The sequence below is a fragment of the Naasia aerilata genome (assembly GCF_030296595.1).
In the GTDB taxonomy this organism is placed as follows: Bacteria; Actinomycetota; Actinomycetes; order Actinomycetales; family Microbacteriaceae; genus Naasia; species Naasia aerilata.
Window position 1 is genome coordinate 3,216,871 of sequence record NZ_AP027731.1, and the last position, 17,262, is coordinate 3,234,132.

The 17,262-nt window shown below is 72.5% G+C and carries 16 protein-coding genes and 4 pseudogenes; 3 read left to right on the plus strand and 17 right to left on the minus strand.

Going from position 1 to position 17,262, the window contains the following annotated elements; genetic code table 11:
- Positions 1-61: 61 nt before the first annotated feature.
- From pheT to infC, 6 genes and pseudogenes are all read right to left on the minus strand, one after another.
- Positions 62-2,592 (minus strand): annotated as a pseudogene (pheT, locus tag QUE51_RS16650) (phenylalanine--tRNA ligase subunit beta).
- Positions 2,592-3,655, minus strand: a pseudogene (pheS, locus tag QUE51_RS16655) (phenylalanine--tRNA ligase subunit alpha). Before pheS ends, pheT begins: the two co-directional pseudogenes overlap by 1 nt.
- 175 nt (positions 3,656-3,830) lie before the next feature.
- Positions 3,831-4,631 carry a TrmH family RNA methyltransferase gene (locus QUE51_RS16660; protein ID WP_286277445.1) on the minus strand — a complete coding sequence of 267 codons (801 nt, stop codon included), beginning with the start codon at positions 4,629-4,631 and terminating at the stop codon, positions 3,831-3,833.
- An 84-nt stretch (positions 4,632-4,715) separates the two neighbouring features.
- Entirely contained in the window at positions 4,716-5,105 is a 390-nt protein-coding gene (gene rplT / locus QUE51_RS16665; RefSeq protein WP_286277446.1) for a 50S ribosomal protein L20, read from the minus strand.
- 29 nt (positions 5,106-5,134) lie between these two features.
- A complete protein-coding gene (rpmI, locus tag QUE51_RS16670) occupies positions 5,135-5,329 on the minus strand; it encodes a 50S ribosomal protein L35 (RefSeq protein ID WP_286277447.1) in 195 nt (64 codons plus the stop codon).
- A complete protein-coding gene (infC, locus tag QUE51_RS16675) occupies positions 5,322-5,972 on the minus strand; it encodes a translation initiation factor IF-3 (RefSeq protein WP_286277448.1) in 651 nt (216 codons plus the stop codon). Before infC ends, rpmI begins: the two co-directional genes overlap by 8 nt.
- 303 nt (positions 5,973-6,275) lie before the next feature.
- On the opposite strand from infC, the gene QUE51_RS16680 reads away from it, so the two are divergent.
- Complete coding sequence (locus tag QUE51_RS16680; RefSeq protein WP_286277449.1) at positions 6,276-6,683, plus strand: DUF1844 domain-containing protein; 408 nt, start codon at positions 6,276-6,278, stop codon at positions 6,681-6,683.
- Here QUE51_RS16680 and QUE51_RS16685 read toward each other — a convergent pair.
- The 8 genes and pseudogenes from QUE51_RS16685 to QUE51_RS16720 all read right to left on the minus strand — a co-directional run bounded on the left by QUE51_RS16685 (position 6,676) and on the right by QUE51_RS16720 (position 12,454).
- Positions 6,676-8,052 (minus strand): pyridoxal phosphate-dependent decarboxylase family protein, encoded by a 1,377-nt coding sequence (locus tag QUE51_RS16685; RefSeq protein ID WP_286277450.1) that lies wholly within the window; start codon positions 8,050-8,052, stop codon positions 6,676-6,678. The two genes, QUE51_RS16680 and QUE51_RS16685, sit on opposite strands and share 8 nt — an antisense overlap.
- Positions 8,053-8,087: 35 nt before the next feature.
- A complete protein-coding gene (locus QUE51_RS16690; RefSeq protein WP_286277451.1) occupies positions 8,088-8,303 on the minus strand; it encodes a hypothetical protein in 216 nt (71 codons plus the stop codon).
- Positions 8,282-8,641 (minus strand): SseB family protein, encoded by a 360-nt coding sequence (locus tag QUE51_RS16695; RefSeq protein WP_350226792.1) that lies wholly within the window; start codon positions 8,639-8,641, stop codon positions 8,282-8,284. Before QUE51_RS16695 ends, QUE51_RS16690 begins: the two co-directional genes overlap by 22 nt.
- 211 nt (positions 8,642-8,852) lie before the next feature.
- Positions 8,853-9,598, minus strand: a pseudogene (gene priA, locus QUE51_RS16700) (bifunctional 1-(5-phosphoribosyl)-5-((5-phosphoribosylamino)methylideneamino)imidazole-4-carboxamide isomerase/phosphoribosylanthranilate isomerase PriA).
- Positions 9,599-9,633: 35 nt separating this feature from the next.
- A complete protein-coding gene (gene hisH, locus QUE51_RS16705; RefSeq protein ID WP_286277452.1) occupies positions 9,634-10,272 on the minus strand; it encodes an imidazole glycerol phosphate synthase subunit HisH in 639 nt (212 codons plus the stop codon).
- Positions 10,269-10,877 carry an imidazoleglycerol-phosphate dehydratase HisB gene (gene hisB, locus QUE51_RS16710; protein ID WP_286277453.1) on the minus strand — a complete coding sequence of 203 codons (609 nt, stop codon included), beginning with the start codon at positions 10,875-10,877 and terminating at the stop codon, positions 10,269-10,271. The genes hisH and hisB overlap by 4 nt, the downstream gene beginning before the upstream one ends.
- A 53-nt stretch (positions 10,878-10,930) precedes the next feature.
- A pseudogene (locus tag QUE51_RS16715) lies at positions 10,931-12,015 on the minus strand (histidinol-phosphate transaminase).
- 28 nt (positions 12,016-12,043) lie between these two features.
- Positions 12,044-12,454, minus strand: coding sequence for a hypothetical protein (locus QUE51_RS16720; RefSeq protein WP_286277454.1), 411 nt, complete (start codon positions 12,452-12,454; stop codon positions 12,044-12,046).
- Between the two features lie 264 nt (positions 12,455-12,718).
- Here QUE51_RS16720 and lexA point away from each other — a divergent pair, with 264 nt between their 5' ends.
- On the plus strand, positions 12,719-13,387 hold the full coding sequence (lexA, locus tag QUE51_RS16725) for a transcriptional repressor LexA (RefSeq protein ID WP_286277455.1): 669 nt from the start codon (positions 12,719-12,721) through the stop codon (positions 13,385-13,387).
- Positions 13,388-13,459: 72 nt separating this feature from the next.
- Here the strand turns inward: lexA and hflX are convergent, their stop codons facing one another.
- Positions 13,460-15,022 (minus strand): GTPase HflX, encoded by a 1,563-nt coding sequence (gene hflX / locus QUE51_RS16730; RefSeq protein ID WP_286277456.1) that lies wholly within the window; start codon positions 15,020-15,022, stop codon positions 13,460-13,462.
- 81 nt (positions 15,023-15,103) lie between these two features.
- Here hflX and QUE51_RS16735 point away from each other — a divergent pair, with 81 nt between their 5' ends.
- Entirely contained in the window at positions 15,104-15,709 is a 606-nt protein-coding gene (locus tag QUE51_RS16735; RefSeq protein ID WP_286277457.1) for a class I SAM-dependent methyltransferase, read from the plus strand.
- A gap of 90 nt (positions 15,710-15,799) precedes the next feature.
- Here QUE51_RS16735 and QUE51_RS16740 read toward each other — a convergent pair whose 3' ends face one another.
- Together QUE51_RS16740 and dapF are read right to left on the minus strand one after the other, a co-directional pair.
- On the minus strand, positions 15,800-16,345 hold the full coding sequence (locus QUE51_RS16740) for a hypothetical protein (protein WP_286277458.1): 546 nt from the start codon (positions 16,343-16,345) through the stop codon (positions 15,800-15,802).
- A gap of 25 nt (positions 16,346-16,370) precedes the next feature.
- Entirely contained in the window at positions 16,371-17,246 is an 876-nt protein-coding gene (dapF, locus tag QUE51_RS16745) for a diaminopimelate epimerase (protein WP_286277459.1), read from the minus strand.
- Positions 17,247-17,262 lie beyond the last annotated feature (16 nt).

Here is a 17,262-nt window from a genome sequence, read left to right on the forward strand (position 1 = left end):
TCGTGCGGACATCCGCACCCCCGCACCCGGTCGTGTGTTGTCCGCAGGACCCGCGCCGGCGCTACTCCCGGAGGGAGGCGCCGAGCCGCTCGGCCGCGACGGCGACGCCCGCGAGCTTCGCCTCGGTCGCCTCCCCCGCGGTGAGCGTCCGGTCCTCGGCGCGGAAGCGCAGCGCGAACGTGAGCGACTTCGACCCCTCCGGGACGCCCGCGCCGCGATAGTCGTCGACGAGCCGGATGTCTTCGAGCAGAGTCCCTGCACCCTCGGCGACCGCGGCACGCACGTCGGCGGCGGGCACCTCGACCGCCACGACCAGTGAGAGGTCCTGCGTCGCTGCGGGCAGCGCGCGGATCGGCACCGCGTGGGCGTCCGGATCGGCGAGGGCCAGCAGCCGGTCGAGGTCGAGCTCGGCGACGGCGACGACGCTCGGCAGGTCGGCATCCTCGGCCAGGGCGGGCAGGAGCTCGCCGGCCCAGCCGACCGTCTCCTCCCCGACGGGCCGTCGGCCATGAGACGGGCGGTCCGGCCGGGATGGAGGGCCTGGTGCGTGCCCCGCACGGGCCGGATGCGCACGCGCAGGGCGGCCGCGACCTGCTCCACGCTCGTCAGCGCGTCCCGCCAGTCGGCCGGCACGGCCTCCTGGCCGGGCTGCTTCGGAACGGCCGAGCCCATCCGCAGCGTCGCGACGTGGCGGGGCTGCGGCGGGATGCCGGCCTGGATCTCCTCCAGCACGGCGTGCGTGGGGAGTGCGGCGATGGGCGGGATGCCGGCGGTCCCGTACGTGACCCCGGCCTCGGGGCGGAAGACGGACCCGATCTCGAAGAGCGCCACATCCGCGAAGCCGCGGGCGCGATTGCGGTGCGCGATCTCGACGAGGCCCGGCAGCAGCGAGGTGCGCAGGTAGGGCGCCTCGCCGTCCAGCGGGTTCGCGAGGCGGATGGCTGGCACCTCGCCGGCCTCGGGCGCGCCGAACCGGTCGTTGCGGTCCTTCCCGACGAACGGGAAGGCGAGCACCTCGACGCCGCCGTTCGCCGCGAGGATCTGCGCGACGGCGCGGCGGAGCTTCTGGCCCCGGGTGAGCCCGCGCCCCGGCGGAGCCACGGGCAGCACGGACGGGATCCGGTCGTAGCCGGCCAGCCGCGCGACCTCCTCGGCGAGCGAGGGGGCGTCGGTGAGGTCGGGACGCCAGGTCGGCGGCGTGACGGAGAGGCCGCCCTCGGCCTCCTCGACCTGCGCCCCGATCTCGGCGAGGGCCGAGCGGATCTCGTCCTGCCCGTACTCGACGCCGATCAGCCGGGCCACGAAGCCGTCGGGCAGGCGGATGGGCGCGGGCGGCTGCGTCGTGCGGTGGGTCGAGCCGAGCGGGTCGGCCGTTCCTCCCGCGAGGTCGACGAGCAGCTGCACGACGCGCGCGGCGGCGGCATCCGCCACGGCGGGGTCCACCCCGCGCTCGAAGCGCTTGGAGGCCTCGCTCGGCAGCTTGTGCCGGCGAGCCGTGCGCGCGATCGACACGGGGTCGAAGTTCGCCGCCTCGATGAGCACGTCCCGGGTGGCGTCCGACACCTCGGTCGTGGCACCGCCCATGACGCCCGCGAGGCCGATCGGGCCCGAGTCGTCGGTGATCAGCAGGTCCTCCGCCGACAGCGTCCGGACCTGGCCGTCGAGCGTCGTGAGCTTCTCGCCCTCGGTCGCACGGCGCACGGTGATGCCGCCCTGCAGCCGGTCGAGGTCGTAGGCGTGGATCGGCTGGCCCAGCTCGAACATCACGTAGTTGGTGATGTCGACGGGCAGAGAGATGGAGCGCACGCCCGCGAGCCGCAGACGGGAGGCGAGCCACGGCGGCGTGGGCCGGGTCGCGTCGATGCCCCGGACGACCCGTGTGACGAAGACGCTCGCGCCGACCTGGCCTCGGATCGGGGCGCGGTCGTCGATGGTGACGGAGAACCCCTCGCCCGTCGCGGGGACGGGGAGGGCCGCCGGGTCGCGGAAGGAGGCGCCCGTCGAGTGGGCGTACTCGCGGGCGATGCCGCGCACGGAGAACGCGTAGCCGCGGTCCGGCGTGACGTTCACCTCCACGGCGGCGTCGTCGAGCCCCAGCAGTTGCAGCGCGTCGGTGCCGACCTCCGGGTCGAGCCCGAGGGTGGCGAGGCGCAGGATGCCGTCGTGCTCTTCGCCGAGGCCGAGCTCGCGGGCCGAGGCGATCATGCCGTCGGACACGTGGCCGTACGTCTTGCGGGCGGCGATCGGGAACGGCCCGGGCAGGACCGATCCGGGCAGCGTCACGACGACCTTGTCGCCGACCTCGAAGTTGCCGGCGCCGCAGACGATGCCCCGGACATCCGCGCCGCCGTCGGCCGCCATCTGTCCCTCGGGCGCGACCCGCACCGAGCACCAGCGGATGGTCTTGCCGTTCGACTGCGGCTCGGGCGTGAACTCGAGGACCTCGCCGACGACGACCGGTCCGCTCACCCCGAACGTGTGCTCGTCCTCCTCCTCGAGGCCCACCTTGACGAGGGCGGCATGCAGGTCGGCGACGGTCGTGCCCTCGGGCAGGTCGACGTACTCGGCCAGCCAGCTGATCGGGACGCGCATCAGATCACCATCCCGAACTGGGCGCTGAAGCGGACGTCGCCCTCGGCCATGTCCCGCATGTCGTTGAGCTCGTTGCGGAACTGGAGCGTCCGCTCGATCCCGGTGCCGAACGCGAAGCCCTGGTACTCGTCGGGGTCGATGCCGGCGGCGCGGAGCACGTTGGGGTTGACCATGCCGCAGCCGCCCCACTCCACCCAGCGCGCGCCGCCCTTGGCGTTCGGCTGCCACACGTCCATCTCGGCGGAGGGCTCCGTGAACGGGAAGTAGTTGGGGCGCAGGCGGATCTTCGCCTCGTCGCCGAACATGATGCGCGCGAAGTGCTCCAGGGTCCCGCGGAGGTGCGCCATCGTCAGGCCCTTGTCGATCGCGAGCCCCTCGAACTGCGAGAAGACGGGGAGGTGCGTCGCGTCGAACTCGTCGGTGCGGTAGACCCGGCCCGGGCAGAGGACGTAGACGGGCAGCGGCCGCTCGAGGAGCGAGCGGACCTGCACCGGCGACGTGTGCGTGCGCAGCACGAGGTGCCGCTCGGGCGGGTCGACGAAGAACGTGTCCTGCATGGCCCGGGCGGGGTGGTCCTCGTCGAAGTTGAGGGCGTCGAAGTTGAACCACTCGTGCTCGAGCTCGGGGCCCTCCGCGATCTCCCAGCCCATGCCGACGAAGATGTCGGCGACCTCCTCCTGGAGGAGGCTCAGCGGGTGCCGGGAGCCCGGCTGCCAGCGGGTGGACGCCGCAGTGACGTCGACGCGCTCCGCGGCGAGGCGGGCGGCGGTCTCTGCCTCGGCCAGCTCCGCCTCCCGGGCGGCGATCGCCTGGTTCACGCGTCCGCGGGCGCCGCCGACGAGCTTCCCGGTCGCCGCCTTCTCCGGCCCGGGGACCGAACGGAGGAGCGAGTTGAGCTTCGCGAGCGGCGAGCCCTCCCCGCGTGCGCGGTGCGGGCGGCCTTCAGCTCCGCGGTCGTGGTGGCGGACTCGATCGCCACGAGCGCGGCCGTGACGGCCGCCTCGACCGCGTCGGGAGAGATGGGGTTGCCGCCGTCAGGGGCGGCAGAGGGCGCGTCGGACACGGTGGACGAGTCTACCGAGTCGCCGTCGGGACCTCCGCGGCGTGGACCGGCCCCACTCCCCCGCGCTCGGCAGGCGGATTCCGTGTTCAGCAGGCCTGAAGAGCTCCATCCGCCCTGCCCGAGACGGAAAGTGCCTGCTGGGCGAGAGGAGGGGCCCGGTGGGCGCCGACCGGGGTCAGCCGCGGAGGGCGAAGGCGCTCTCGTAGAGGCAGACGGAGGCGGCGGTCGCGAGGTTCATCGACTCGGCCGAGCCGTAGATCGGCACGGCGAGCGAGCGATCGAGGAGGGCGAGGTCGGCGTCATCCAGTCCCCGGGCCTCGTTGCCGAACACCCAGGCAGTCGGCGCGGCGAGAGCGCCTTCCTGGCGAGCGGCCAGTAGATCGGAGCCCTTGATGTCGGCGCCCAGCACCTGGAGGCCTGCCTCCCGGGCGCGCCCCACCGTGGTCGCGAGATCGACGCCGATCGCGACCGGCAGGTGGAACAGCGAGCCCGTGGTGGCGCGGACCACCTTCGGGTTGTACAGGTCGACCGACCGGCCCGTGAGCACGACGCCGTCGACGCCCGCGGCGTCCGCCGCCCGGATGATGGTGCCGGCGTTGCCCGGGTCGCGCACCTCCTCGAGGATCGCGATGAGGCGGGGTCCGTCCGCGAAGATCGCGCGGGCGGAGGTGGGGAACTGCTCGCACACGGCGACGAAGCCCTGCGGCGTCACCGTGTCGGCCATCGCGTCGAGCACCGCCTCGGCGACGAACTCGAGCTCGACGTCGGCGGCGGAAGCCAGGTCGGCGATCTCGGGGTGCCGCTCGACCGCGGTCGGCGTCGCGAACACCTCGACGAGGAGCTCGGGGCGCCAGGTGAGCGCCTCGCGGACGGCCTGCGGTCCCTCGAGGAGGAAGGTGCCGGTGTCGGTGCGCGCCGGCTTGCCGCTCAGCTTGGCGACGGCCCGAACGCGCGGCGACCGGGGGTTCTCGAGCATCCGACCAGCCTACTTAAACGCCGAACTGCCCAGTTCTGCGGCGATTCCGGAGGAGATGCTGCAGAACTGGGCAGTTCGAGGGTGTTACGCGGCGGGAGCCGCCGGGGCGGAGGTGTCCGCGGGGAGCGCCGCGCGAGCGGCCTCCACGAGACCGGCGAAAGTCGCGGGCTCGTTCACGGCGAGGTCGGCCAGGATGCGGCGGTCCACCTCGATGCCGGCGAGGCCGAGGCCCTGAATGAACCGGTTGTAGGTGAGGCCCTGCGCGCGGGCGGCGGCGTTGATCCGCTGGATCCAGAGGCGGCGGAAGTCGCCCTTCTTGGCGCGGCGGTCGCGGTACGCGTAGACGAGGGAGTGGGTGACCTGCTCCTTCGCCTTGCGGTAGAGGCGCGAACGCTGGCCGCGGTAGCCCTCGGCGCGCTCGAGGATGACCCGGCGCTTCTTGTGGGCGTTGACGGCCCGCTTGACTCTTGCCATTTCTTCGTCCTTCTAAGGGGTTGGGCGGCTCAGAGGCCGAGGAGCTTCTTGGCGACCTTGGTGTCCGGCGCGGACAGGACCTGGTCCTGGCCGAGACGGCGGGTGCGCTTCGTGGGCTTGCCCTCGAAGTTGTGGCGAAGGCCCGCCTGCTGCTTCATGAGCTTGCCGCTGCCGGTGAGCTTGAAGCGCTTCTTGGCCCCGGAGTGGGTCTTCTGCTTAGGCATTGGTCTCCTTGGGTGTCGCGGCGGCCGAGGGCTCGGCGCCGGAGGTCTCTGGGGCGGCGGAGGTGTCCGCCGTCCTGCTGCTGGTCTTGCGGGCCTGGGCCTCGGCCTTGGCATCCGCCTTGTTCTTCATGGGTCCGATGATCATCACCATGTTGCGGCCGTCGATCGTCGGGGTGGACTCGACCGACCCGAACTCGCTGACGTCCTCGGCGAAACGCTGCAGCAGTCGCACGCCCTGCTCGGGCCTCGACTGCTCACGACCGCGGAAGAGGATCATCGCCTTGACCTTGTCCCCCGCCTTCAAGAAGCCCTCCGCGCGCTTGCGCTTGGTCTCGTAGTCGTGGTTGTCGATCTTCAGGCGGAACCGGACCTCCTTGAGGATGGTGTTCGCCTGGTTGCGACGGGCCTCCTTGGCCTTCTGCGCCGTCTCGTACTTGAACTTCCCGTAGTCCATGATCTTCGCGACCGGCGGCCGAGAGTTCGGGGCGACCTCGACGAGGTCGAGGTCCGCCTCGCGGGCGAGCCGGAGGGCGACGTCGATCGACACGATGCCGACCTGCTCGCCTGCCGGCCCGACGAGCCGGACTTCCGGCACTCGGATGCGGTCGTTGGTACGGGGATCGCTGATGCGCTGCTCCTTCACTCTTTCTTCGCGTCCGTGCGGTGGGCACGGATCGGCCGAGAAGAGCAGAGCGGATTTCCTGCACGCGTGCGCGCGCACTCCGGCACCCGACACCTCGCGCGGTCTGTTCCGACCACTGCGAAGGGAGTGCCTAAGACCCGGTAACCTGATGAAGCGGTCGACGCGGGTGGGAGATCTTCTCCACTTTTCTGTCCGGGATCGCTCCCGGGGCCCGCACAAGGATAGCAGAGCGCGCCCGGCGATCGAAGGGGTCGCCCTCGTCGGTGCGGGAGGGCTGTCCACGACCGATCGAAGGGATCCGCCATGTCCGACGCTCCGCAGCACGATTCGGCCGCCGACGAGCCGTTCTCGCCCTACCTCGACTCGGCGGATCCGGCGCCCGAGACCGCGGGCGAGTACGTCCGCGACATCGCCGACGTGCCCGCCGTCGAGGTCATCAACACCGTGGCCGTGCACCTGCTCAGCGCCGCGGCCGTGAAGTGCGGTCTTGGCGACGAGCCGGACGCGACCACGGACCTGGACGAGGCGCGCAAGCTCATCGACGCGCTCGCCGGGCTCGTCACGGCCAGTGCGCCGTACCTGGGCGACCACCACGCCCGTGCGCTCCGCGACGGGCTGCGCTCGGTGCAGCTGGCCTTCCGCGAGGCGTCCGCCTACCCGGACGCGCCGGGGGCCGGCCCGGGCGAGAAGTACACCGGCTCCGTCATCTGACCGCGACGCCGACGAGCGCCGCGCGCTCCACGGCGGCCAGCGTCTCCGCGACCTCGGCCGATCCGGTCCGCCAGGAGCTCACCGAGAACCGGATCACGGCCTCGTCGTGCCACACGCTCGCCGACGGCATCACGGTGCCCTCGGTCACCAGCCGGCGGTAGACCTCCCGGGTCCGCTCGTCCGACTCGAACGCGACGCTCACCTGCGTGTACACGACGTCGTTGAGCACGCGCACTCCCGGGATGCGCCTCAGCCCCTCGGCCAGGGCCTGCGCCGACTCGACCAGCCCCTCCACGAGTCCCCGCACGCCCTCCGCGCCGAGCGTGGCGAGGGCGACCCACACCGGCACGCCCCGGGCGCGGCGGGACATCTCCGGCACCTGCTCGAAGGGGTCGACGGAGGACGCCGACGTCAGCAGGTAGCTCGCGTGCACGCCCATCGCCGCCCGGAGGGCGTCGCCGTCCTCGACGAGGGCGATGCCGCAGTCGTACGGGGTGTTGAGGGTCTTGTGGGCGTCGGTGGCCCAGGAGTCGGCCTCATCGAGCCCTGCGACGAGGTGCCGCAGCGTCGGCGTCGCGGCGGCCCACAGCCCGAAGGCGCCGTCCACGTGCACCCAGGCGCCGACCCGGTGCGCGGCGTCGATGGCCTCCTCGAACGGGTCGAAGGCGCCGGAGTGGATGTTCCCCGCCTGCAGGCAGACGATCGTGGGCCCGTGCCAGCCCACCAGCGCCTCACGCAGCTGGGCGGCGTCGAGGCGCCCCTGCGCGTCGACCCCGACCGCCTCCGCGACGCCCAGGCCGAGGTAGCGCAGCGCCAGGTCCACCGAGCTGTGCCGCTCCGCGCCGACCAGCACGCGGATGCGCGGGGCCCCGAACAGCCCCTCGTTGAGATCCCAGCCGGCCCTCGCAAGCACTCGCCCCCGCGCGGCCGCGAGGCAGGCGAAGTTCGCGGTGGTGGCCCCCGTGGTGAAGCCGACCGCCGGTTCGTCGGGGAATCGCAGCAGCCGGACGAGCCACGACGCCGCGACCTCCTCCGCCGCGACCACGCCCGGGGTCGCGTCGCGCATCCCGGCGTTCTGGTCCCAGGCCGAGACCAGCCAGTCGGCCGCGATGGCCGCCGGCAAGGTCGACCCCATCACCCAGCCGTAGAAGCGCCCGGATGCGCTCGCCATCAGGCCGGGCTCGACGGCGGCGACCAGCCGCTCGAGCACCTGTGCCGCCGGGCTGCCCCGCTCGGGCAGCTCCGTCCCGAGGCGCGCCGCCGCGTCCTCGGCGGTGCCGGCTGCGGGAATGCGGCGCTCGTCGAGGCCGGAGAGCCAGCGTCGAGCGTGAGCGGCAGCGGAATCGAGAACGGCGTCGTCGGCATCCATGGCGCCTTCGACTCTCGTCTCGGGCCCCTGAGGGATCAAGTGCCGGATGGCCCTGGCGGGAGCACAGCGACCGTGAGTGAATCCACCCGGTCGGCGATGAGCCTGCTGCCGGACCAGGCCGCACCGAGTCGGCCGATCAGCCGTTCCAGCCCCTCCCGGTCGAGCCCGTTCGCGAGCCGCAGCTCGACCCGCAGCTCCGGGCCCTGCAGCCGGGCGCCGGGGTCGCCGTTCAGCAGGCGCAGTCCGAGCACGTCGGGCTCCGTGGAGAGGCGCCGGAACTCCTGCTCCAGCTCGGGGTCCTCGGCCGGCGGACGCCAGGGGTGCCGCGGCCGAGCGCCTCGACGGCGGGCCGGCGCAGCACGAACTCGGTGTCCGACAGGGGGTCGAGAACGAGGAGGTCGGTCCCCTCCGCGGCGGCGGCCAGGGCGATGCGCTCGCTCTCGGCGGGGATGGGCCGGGCCTTCGGATTCCACGCGCGCATGGCATCGACCGAGGTGAAGGCGGGCAGCACGGTGCGGCCGTCGGGCCCGGCGACTGTGACCAGGGCGAGCTCGGCGCTCTTGTCGACGCGCAGGCCGGTCGGGCCGATGCCGGACTCCCCAGCCGGGCGAGCAGGGGCACCAGCAGCCGCACTCCGCGAGCCGCGTCGACGACCTCCGCGGCGGACCCGGCCCCGGCGCGGAACGCGGTCAGCGCGGCGAGCAGCGCGGGCGGCGCGCTGCCGTCATCGCCGTCGAAGGCGGGGGTCGAAAGGTGCCGGCCGGCCCACGGCTGACCGGCCGAGTCGGCGAGGGCCATGCCTAGCCGGCGGCGACGTCGAGCGCCTCGGCGAGCGTGAACGCGCCCGAGTAGAGCGCCTTGCCGACGATCGCGCCCTCGATGCCGAGGGGCACGAGCTCCCGGAGCGCGGCGATGTCGTCGAGGCTCGAGACGCCGCCGGAGGCGACGACGGGCCGCTCGGTGCGGCGGGCGATCTCCTCGAGGAGCTCGAGATTCGGCCCGCGGAGGGTTCCGTCCTTGGTGACGTCGGTCACGACGTACCGGGCGCAGCCCGCGTCCTCGAGGCGGTCGAGCACCTCCCAGAGGTCGCCCCCTCGCGCGTCCAGCCGCGAGCGGCGAGCGTGGTCCCGCGCACGTCGAGCCCGACGGCGACCGCCTCGCCGTACTGCGCGATGACGGAGGCGGCCCACTCGGGGTTCTCGAGAGCCGCTGTGCCGAGGTTGATGCGCGTCGCACCGGTCTCGAGTGCGGCGTCCAGCGAGGCGTCATCGCGGATACCGCCGGAGAGCTCGACCTTGACGCGCTTCGCGGCGCGGATGACCCGGCGGATCACGGCGGCATTGGACCCGCGCCCGAACGCGGCGTCCAGGTCGACGAGGTGGATCCACTCCGCGCCCTGGCTCACCCAGTCCGCGGCGGCGTCGACCGGGTCGCCGTAATCGGTCTCACTGCCGCTCTCGCCCTGGGTGAGGCGGACCGCCTTGCCCGCCGCGACGTCGACGGCGGGGAGCAGGGTGAGTGCGGGACTGGTCGCGAACGGACTCATGGGTTCCTAGGGATGGGGATGATGGTGGCGGCGGATCAGGCCGCGAGGCTGCCGATCCAGTTCGACAGCAGGCGGATGCCCGCCTGCCCGGACTTCTCCGGGTGGAACTGCGTGGCCGAGAGCGGCCCGTTCTCCACGGCGGCGACGAACGGCTCCCCGTGCGAGGCCCACGTGACCGACGGCGCACGGAACGGCTTCTCGATCTCGAGGCTCCACTCCCGGGCGCCGTAGGAGTGGACGAAGTAGAACCGCTCGTCGTGGAGCCCTTCGAAGAGCACGCTCTCCTCCGGCGCCTCCACCGTGTTCCAGCCGATGTGGGGCAGGACGGGAGCGTGCAGCTCGTCCACCGTCCCCGGCCACTCGCCGAGCCCGGGGGTGTCGACGCCCCGCTCGACGCCGCGCGAGAACATCACCTGCATGCCGACGCAGATGCCGAGCACGGGCCGGCCTCCCGCGAGGCGCCGGTCGATGAGCTCGTCGCCGCGGGCATCCCGGAGTGCCGTCATGACCGCCGCGAAGGCGCCGACGCCGGGGACCACGAGGCCGTCGGCCTCGAGAGCGGCCGAACGGTCCCCGGTCAGCGTCACGTCCGCACCCGCCAGCTGCAGGGCCTTGACCGCGGAGTGCACGTTGCCGCTGCCGTAGTCGAGGACGACGACGGACGGGCTCGTCACAGCGCGCCCTTGGTCGACGGCACGCCGGAGACCCGCGGGTCGAGCTCCTTCGCCTGGCGGAACGCGCGGGCGAACGCCTTGAACTGCGCCTCGGCGATGTGGTGCGGGTCGCGTCCGGCGAGGACGTCGAGGTGCACGGTCAGCCCTGCGGCGAAGGTCAGCGCCTCGAAGAAGTGCCGCACCATCGATCCGGTGAAGTGTCCGCCGATCAGGTGGAGCTCGAACCCGGCCGGTTCGCCGCCGTGGACCAGGTACGGCCGTCCGGAGATGTCGACGACCGCGCGGGCGAGCGCCTCGTCGAGGGGGACGGTCGCGTCGCCGAAGCGCGCGATGCCCGCCTTGTCGCCGAGCGCCTGACGGATCGCGGTGCCCAGCACGATGCCGGTGTCCTCGACGGTGTGGTGCACGTCGATGTCGGTGTCGCCGCTCGCAGTCACATCGAGGTCGGTCAGGGAGTGCTTCGCGAACGCCGTCAGCATGTGGTCGAAGAAGGGAACGCTCGTCGAGATGTGCGAGCGGCCGCTGCCGTCGAGGTCGAGCGAGAGCTCGACGGAGGACTCGCTCGTCTCGCGCGCCAGCTGGGCGGTCCGCTGTCCGGTAGCCATGATCCTTCGATTTTACGGGGGCGTGGGAGCGGTGGGCGCCGCCCCAGTCCGGGTCAGGCCGCCGCGCCGCCCACGCCGGCGAGGGCGGAGAGGAACTCGGAGGTCTCCGCCTCGGTCCCTGCGCTCACGCGCAGGGTGTTGGGGATGCTGAGGTTGCGGACGAGCACGTCCCTCTCGAGGAGGTCGGCCCAGGTGCGATCGGGGTCGGCGACGCCCCCGAACAGGACGAAGTTGGCCTCGCTCGGCCACGGGGAGAACCCGAGCGCCGGCAGCTCCCGGCCGATGCGGTCGCGCTGCGCCTTGATCTCGTCGACCATGGCGAGCATCTCGCCCGCGTGGGCGAGGGCGGCGATGGCCGCCGCCTGGGTGAGCGCGGACAGGTGATAGGGCAGCCGCACCAGCCGCAGCGCGTCGACCACGGCCGGGTCCGCGGCCATGTAGCCCACGCGGGCGCCGGCGAACGCGAAGGCCTTGCTCATGGTGCGCGAGACGATCAGCCGCTCGCGGCCCGGAAGGAGTGAGAGGGCGTTCTCCTCGTCGGTCGGCATGAACTCCGCATACGCGGCGTCCACGAAGACGATGCCGTCCGTCGCGTCGTAGGCGGCCCGGATGGTGTCCAGGCCGAGCCCCGTGCCGGTCGGGTTGTTGGGGCCGCAGAGGAACACCAGGTCGGGTGAGATGCGTTCGATCTCCCGCACCACCGTGTCCGGCGAGATCTCGAAGCCGGCGTCCCGGCGGCCCTCGACCCAGGTCGTGCCGGTGGCGCCGGCGAGGATCGAGTGCATGGAGTAGGTGGGAGGAAGCCGAGCACGGAGCGTCCGGGGCCGCCGAAGGCCTGCAGCACCTGCTGGATGACCTCGTTGGACCCGTTTCCGGCCCAGACCTGGGTCGACTCCACCCCGTGACCCAGATAGCCCGCCAGCCGCTCGCGGAGCACCGTGAACTCCCGATCCGGGTAGCGGTGGAGCGTGGTGACGGCCTCGGCCAGTGCGGCGACGATGTCCACCGCGACGTCGTCCGGGATCCCGTGCGTGTTCTCGTTGACGTTGAGGGCGACGCGGACGGCCTTCTGCGGAGCTCCGTACGGCGAACGCCCTCGCAGGTCGTCCCGAAGCGGCAGGTCCTCCAGCGAAGTCACCGAAGAATCCTATGCGGGGACGCACCCCTCACCCCGTGCGGTGATTGAGGAGCCGGCCGAAGGACGGCGCCTCGAAATCCTCAGTGCGCGTACTGCGCCGGGATCGCCAGCGTCTGGCCGGGAAGAACGGCCGAGTCCTCGAGGCCGTTGAAGCGCTCGAGCTCGCCGACGACCTCGCGGGGGTCCGACTGGGGGCGACGCGCTGGGCGATCGACCAGAGCGACTCGCCCGCCGCCACGGTGACGGTCTGGAAGGTGGCCGACGAGGACTCGCTGCCGGCCACGGCCGGGGCGTTGACCGAGGCGACCACGAGGCCGGCGACGAGAGGGGCGGCGATCAGGGCGCCGAGGACGATGCGGCCGCGGCGCGTGATGCGCAGAGGGCGGGCGACGGACGTCGGCGCCGCGAATGAAGCGGGGGCGAAGGTGATGCTGCTCACGGGTTCCTCCTTGATGTTCCCGCGGGTGGCGCTCGGCCGGGAGTGCCACCCGCGGAAGTGTGTTCCGAACGTATCTTCGAACGTCGAACACTGCAAGCATCAGATCCGCCGCGTTTCCACAGGGCCCGTTCGAAGACACACACGAATATGTCGTTGTCGCGGAAGGCCTGACCGGATACAGTTTCGATGTTCGCCGTAAGGCAATCAGCAGCCACCGACATCGGCTCCGACAGGGAGCCGAGGGGCGCAACAGGGGGAACGGCGATGACCGCGGAACGCAGTGGGACGAGGCGGCGCACCAGTCTCAGCGACAAGCAGCACGCCATCCTCGAGGTGATCCAGCGGTCGGTCTCGACCCGCGGCTACCCGCCGAGCATGCGCGAGATCGGCGACGCCGTCGGGCTCTCCTCGCTCTCGAGCGTGACCCACCAGCTCAACCAGCTCGAGCTCTCCGGCTACCTCCGGCGCGACCCGAACCGGCCTCGAGCCCTCGAGGTTCTCATCGACGTCGCGCCGTCGAGCGTTGAGCAGGACGCCGAGCCGAGCATCCCGGTCGGCGATGCGGCCATGGTGCCCATGGTCGGGCGGATCGCCGCCGGCATCCCGATCACGGCCGACCAGATGGTCGACGAGGTCTTCCCGCTCCCCCGCCAGCTGGTGGGCAAGGGCGAGCTCTTCATGCTCAAGGTCGTGGGCGAGTCGATGATCGACGCCGCGATCTGCGACGGCGACTGGGTCGTCATCCGCGCTCAGCACACCGCCGAGAACGGCGAGATCGTCGCCGCCATGCTCGACGGCGAGGCGACGGTCAAGGTCTTCCGGCAGCGCGACGGCCACACCTGGCTGCTCCCGCGCAACAGCGCGTTCGAGCCGATCCTGGGAGACGAGGCCGAGGTCCTCGGCCGCGTGGTCGCGGTCCTCCGCGCCGTCTGACCCGTTCTCGGCCGGTGCGTTCCGGCCCGGATGCTGCGCTGGAGCGCACCACCTGGGCCGGAACGTACTCGATCAGGACGCCGCCGACTCCTTCGACGGGCTCACGAGGTACTGCTCGAGCGCGCCGTGGTCCTCGGCGTCGACGCGAGCGTGCACGTGGGTGCCGCCCTCCTCGTAGTCGAGGCTCAGCACCTGGCCGCGCTCGTGCAGGCGGGCGACCAGGTCCCCGCGCTCGTACGGGATGACGGCGTCGACCTCCAGCTGGGGCGTGGGGAGCAGCGTCGTGATGTGCGCGAGCAACTCGCTCATGCCCTCCCCCGTGCGGGCCGACACGAACACGGCGTCGGGCACGAGACCGCGGAGCACCATCCGGTCGTCGGGGCCGACGAGGTCCGACTTGTTGAACACCACGAGCTCGGGGATGGCCCGAGCTCCCACCTCGCCGATGACGTCACGAACGGTCGCCAGCTGCGCCCCGGGATCCGGGTGCGAGCCGTCGACGACGTGCACGAGGACGTCCGCGTCTGCGGTCTCCTCCAGCGTCGACCGGAACGCCTCGACCAGCTGATGCGGCAGGTTGCGCACGAAGCCCACGGTGTCGGTGAGCGTGAACAGCCGCCCGTCCGGCGTCTCGTACCGGCGGACCGTCGCGTCGAGGGTCGCGAAGAGCGCGTTCTCGACGAGCACGCCGGCCCGGGTGATGCGGTTGAGCAGCGAGGACTTGCCGGCGTTCGTGTAGCCGACGATCGCGACGGAGGGCACGGCGTTGCGCCGGCGGTTGGCCCGCTTGGCCTCGCGTGCCGGCTTCATCTCCTTGATCTGGCGGCGGAGGCGCGCCATCCGGGAGTGGATGCGCCGGCGGTCGAGCTCGATCTTCGTCTCACCGGGTCCGCGCGATCCCATGCCGGCGCCCGCGCTGCCCACCTGGCCACCGGCCTGGCGGGACATCGAGTCACCCCAGCCGCGGAGTCTCGGGAGGAGGTACTCGAGCTGCGCGAGCTCGACCTGGGCCTTGCCCTCCCGGCTCTTCGCGTGCTGGCTGAAGATGTCGAGGATGACGGCGGTGCGGTCGATGACCTTGACGCCCACCACATCCTCGAGCGCACGTCGCTGGCTCGGGGCGAGCTCGGTGTCGGCGACGACGGTGTCGGCGCCGAGCGCCTTCACGCGGTCGCGCAGCTCGATCGCCTTGCCCTTGCCGAAGTAGGTGCCGGGGTCGGGGAAGGGACGCTTCTGCAGCAGACCGTCGAGGACGACGGCTCCCGCGGTCTCGGCGAGGGCGGCGAGCTCGCGCATCGAGTTCTCCGCGTCGACCGTCCCGCCCTGCGGGTGCACGCCGATCAGCACGACGCGCTCGAGGCGCAGCTGCCGGTACTCGACCTCGGTGACGTCCTCGAGCTCGGTCGACAGTCCGGTGACGCGGCGGAGCGCCTGGCGCTCCTCCAGGTCGAACTGCTCGCCGTCCGTGCTCTGCACGGGCTGCGCGGGCTCGACGGGGGCGATCGGCGCGGTCGGACCGAAGACGGCGTGACCGGCGGCGCGGCGATCGGCGGCGGCCAGCACGCGAGCCACGACGTCGTCCGCGCGCGTGTCGACGTCCGTGTCGGCGGGGGTGTCGGGAAGGCTCGGTTCCATTGGCGACAAGACTATGTGTTCCATCCGTTAGGTTTCCTTGGTGCGATGCCCCAGCCGGGACCGGGTGGTCCGGAGGATGCGGTGACGGACGGGCACTACTTCTCGTCCGCGCCGTCCGGCCCGCTGCGCGCCCGGAGGATCCGGACGGTGCTCGCGGGCCGCGAGCTCGAGGTGACGACAGGGGCGGGCGTCTTCAGCCCCGACCATCTGGACACCGGGACGCGCGTGCTGCTCGAGACGGTTCCCGAACCGCCCGCGGACGGCGACCTGCTCGACCTCGGCTGCGGGTGGGGTCCCGTCGCGCTCACGCTCGCCCTGTCCTCCCCCGGCGCGACCGTCTGGGCGGTCGACGTCAACGAGAGGGCTCTCGAGCTCACCCGCCGCAATGCCGGCGATCTGGGGCTCATCAGGGTCAACGCACGTCTGCCCGAGGATGTTCCCGAGACGGTCGCCTTCGGCACCATCTGGTCGAATCCGCCGATCCGCATCGGCAAGGCCGAGCTGCACGCGCTCCTCGGCCGGTGGCTGCCCCGCCTCGCGCCGGACGGCACGGCCTGGCTGGTCGTGCAGAAGAATCTGGGCGCCGACTCGCTGCACCGCTGGCTCGACGAGGAGTTCCCCGGCTTCTCCACCACTCGAGTGGCGTCCGAGAAGGGCTTCCGCGTCCTCCGCGTCGACCGGGACTGAGCGACGCACGCGGCAGCCGGCCGCTTCCCGCGGGTGTCCCCGCCATCCCGCGGGTGGAACAACACCCGCAGCAGGGGCGTTTCCCCCGCGCTACGACCGGTCGGCCTCGGCCTCGGGCGTAGCCTCGGCCGGGGCCGGTGCCGGCGGCTCCACGCGCTGGATGGTGCCGACCTCCGCGTCCACGATGATGCGCGCGCCGCGCAGCTGGAACGAGGTGAGGCGGATGCCGAGCACAGCCGTCTCGACGGCGCGCTGCAGGTCGATCCGCACGACCGGCTCGTGCGCGTCCTCGGCCACCCGGACCACGCCCTCGGGCACGCCGGCGCGCTGGATCGCCGCGTTGACCGTGCCGAGCACGTACGGCAGCACCTTGTGGGCGGGAAGGCCGCGCGCGTGACCGGTGACCGCGAACGTCGCGATGCCCTCCGCGAAGCCGGTGAACCGGGCGGTGACCGCCACCGTGCCTGCCGCCGCGAAGGCCAGAGCCAGGACGAACGACTCCGGATGCAGCTCCCGCAGGTCGATGTCGGCGAGCACCGACTCCTCGCTCGCGGACAGGAACGTCACCAAGGGCGGCAGCGGTCGTTCCGCCGTGGCGAGGGCGACGGCTTCGGGGAACGGCAGCTCGATCCTCACGGTGTCCCTCCCTCGATCCGGTGGATCAGACCTCGAGCGCGCCCGAGAAGACGAGCTCCGCGGGACCGCTGAGCGCCACGTGCTCGCCGTCCTGCGCCGGGAACATCCGGACTCCGACGACACCTCCCGCCACCTCCACCCGCCAGGCGGAGGGAGCCGCCGGTCCGGCCCAGTGCCGGGTGGCGAGGGCGGCCGCGGCGGCGCCCGTCCCGCAGGAGAGGGTCTCGCCGCTGCCCCGCTCGTGCACGCGCATCCGGATGCGGCCGATGCCGTCCTGGATGAGGGGCTCGCGGGGCAGAACGAGCTCGACGTTCGCCCCATCGGCGGGTGCGGGGTCTATCACGGGTGCATAGGCGAGGTCGGCCGACTCGAGCTCCTCCTGGTCCGCGACCGCGAGCACCACGTGCGGATTGGGCACACTGATGCTGAGTCCCGGCCGGGCCACGGGCAGGCTCTTCACGTGCACGAGAGGGTCCCCCGGCTCGAGCCGCCACCGGCCGAGGTCGACCGAGAAGCCGCTGCCGCTGCGCTGCACGTCCCGAACGCCCCCTCGGGTGCCGATCGGGAGGGTGTCGCCCTCGGAGAGCTCGGCCAGACCCTCCTCGAGCAGGAAGCGGGTGAAGACCCGGATGCCGTTGCCGCACATCTCGGCGAGACTGCCGTCCGCGTTGCGGTAGTCCATGAACCACTCCGCGTCGGGCTCCTCGGCGAGGGCGGCGGCCCCCGCCTGGAGGCTGCGGGAGCGCACGGCGCGCAGGATGCCGTCCGCTCCGACGCCGAAGTGCCGGTCGCAGATCGCCGCGACCTGGGCCGGGGTGAGGTCGCGCTCCCCGTCGGGGTCGGCGAAGAGCACGAAGTCGTTCCCCGTGCCATGCCCCTTCGTGAACGCGAGTGTGGTCATGCTTCCCACCCTAGGG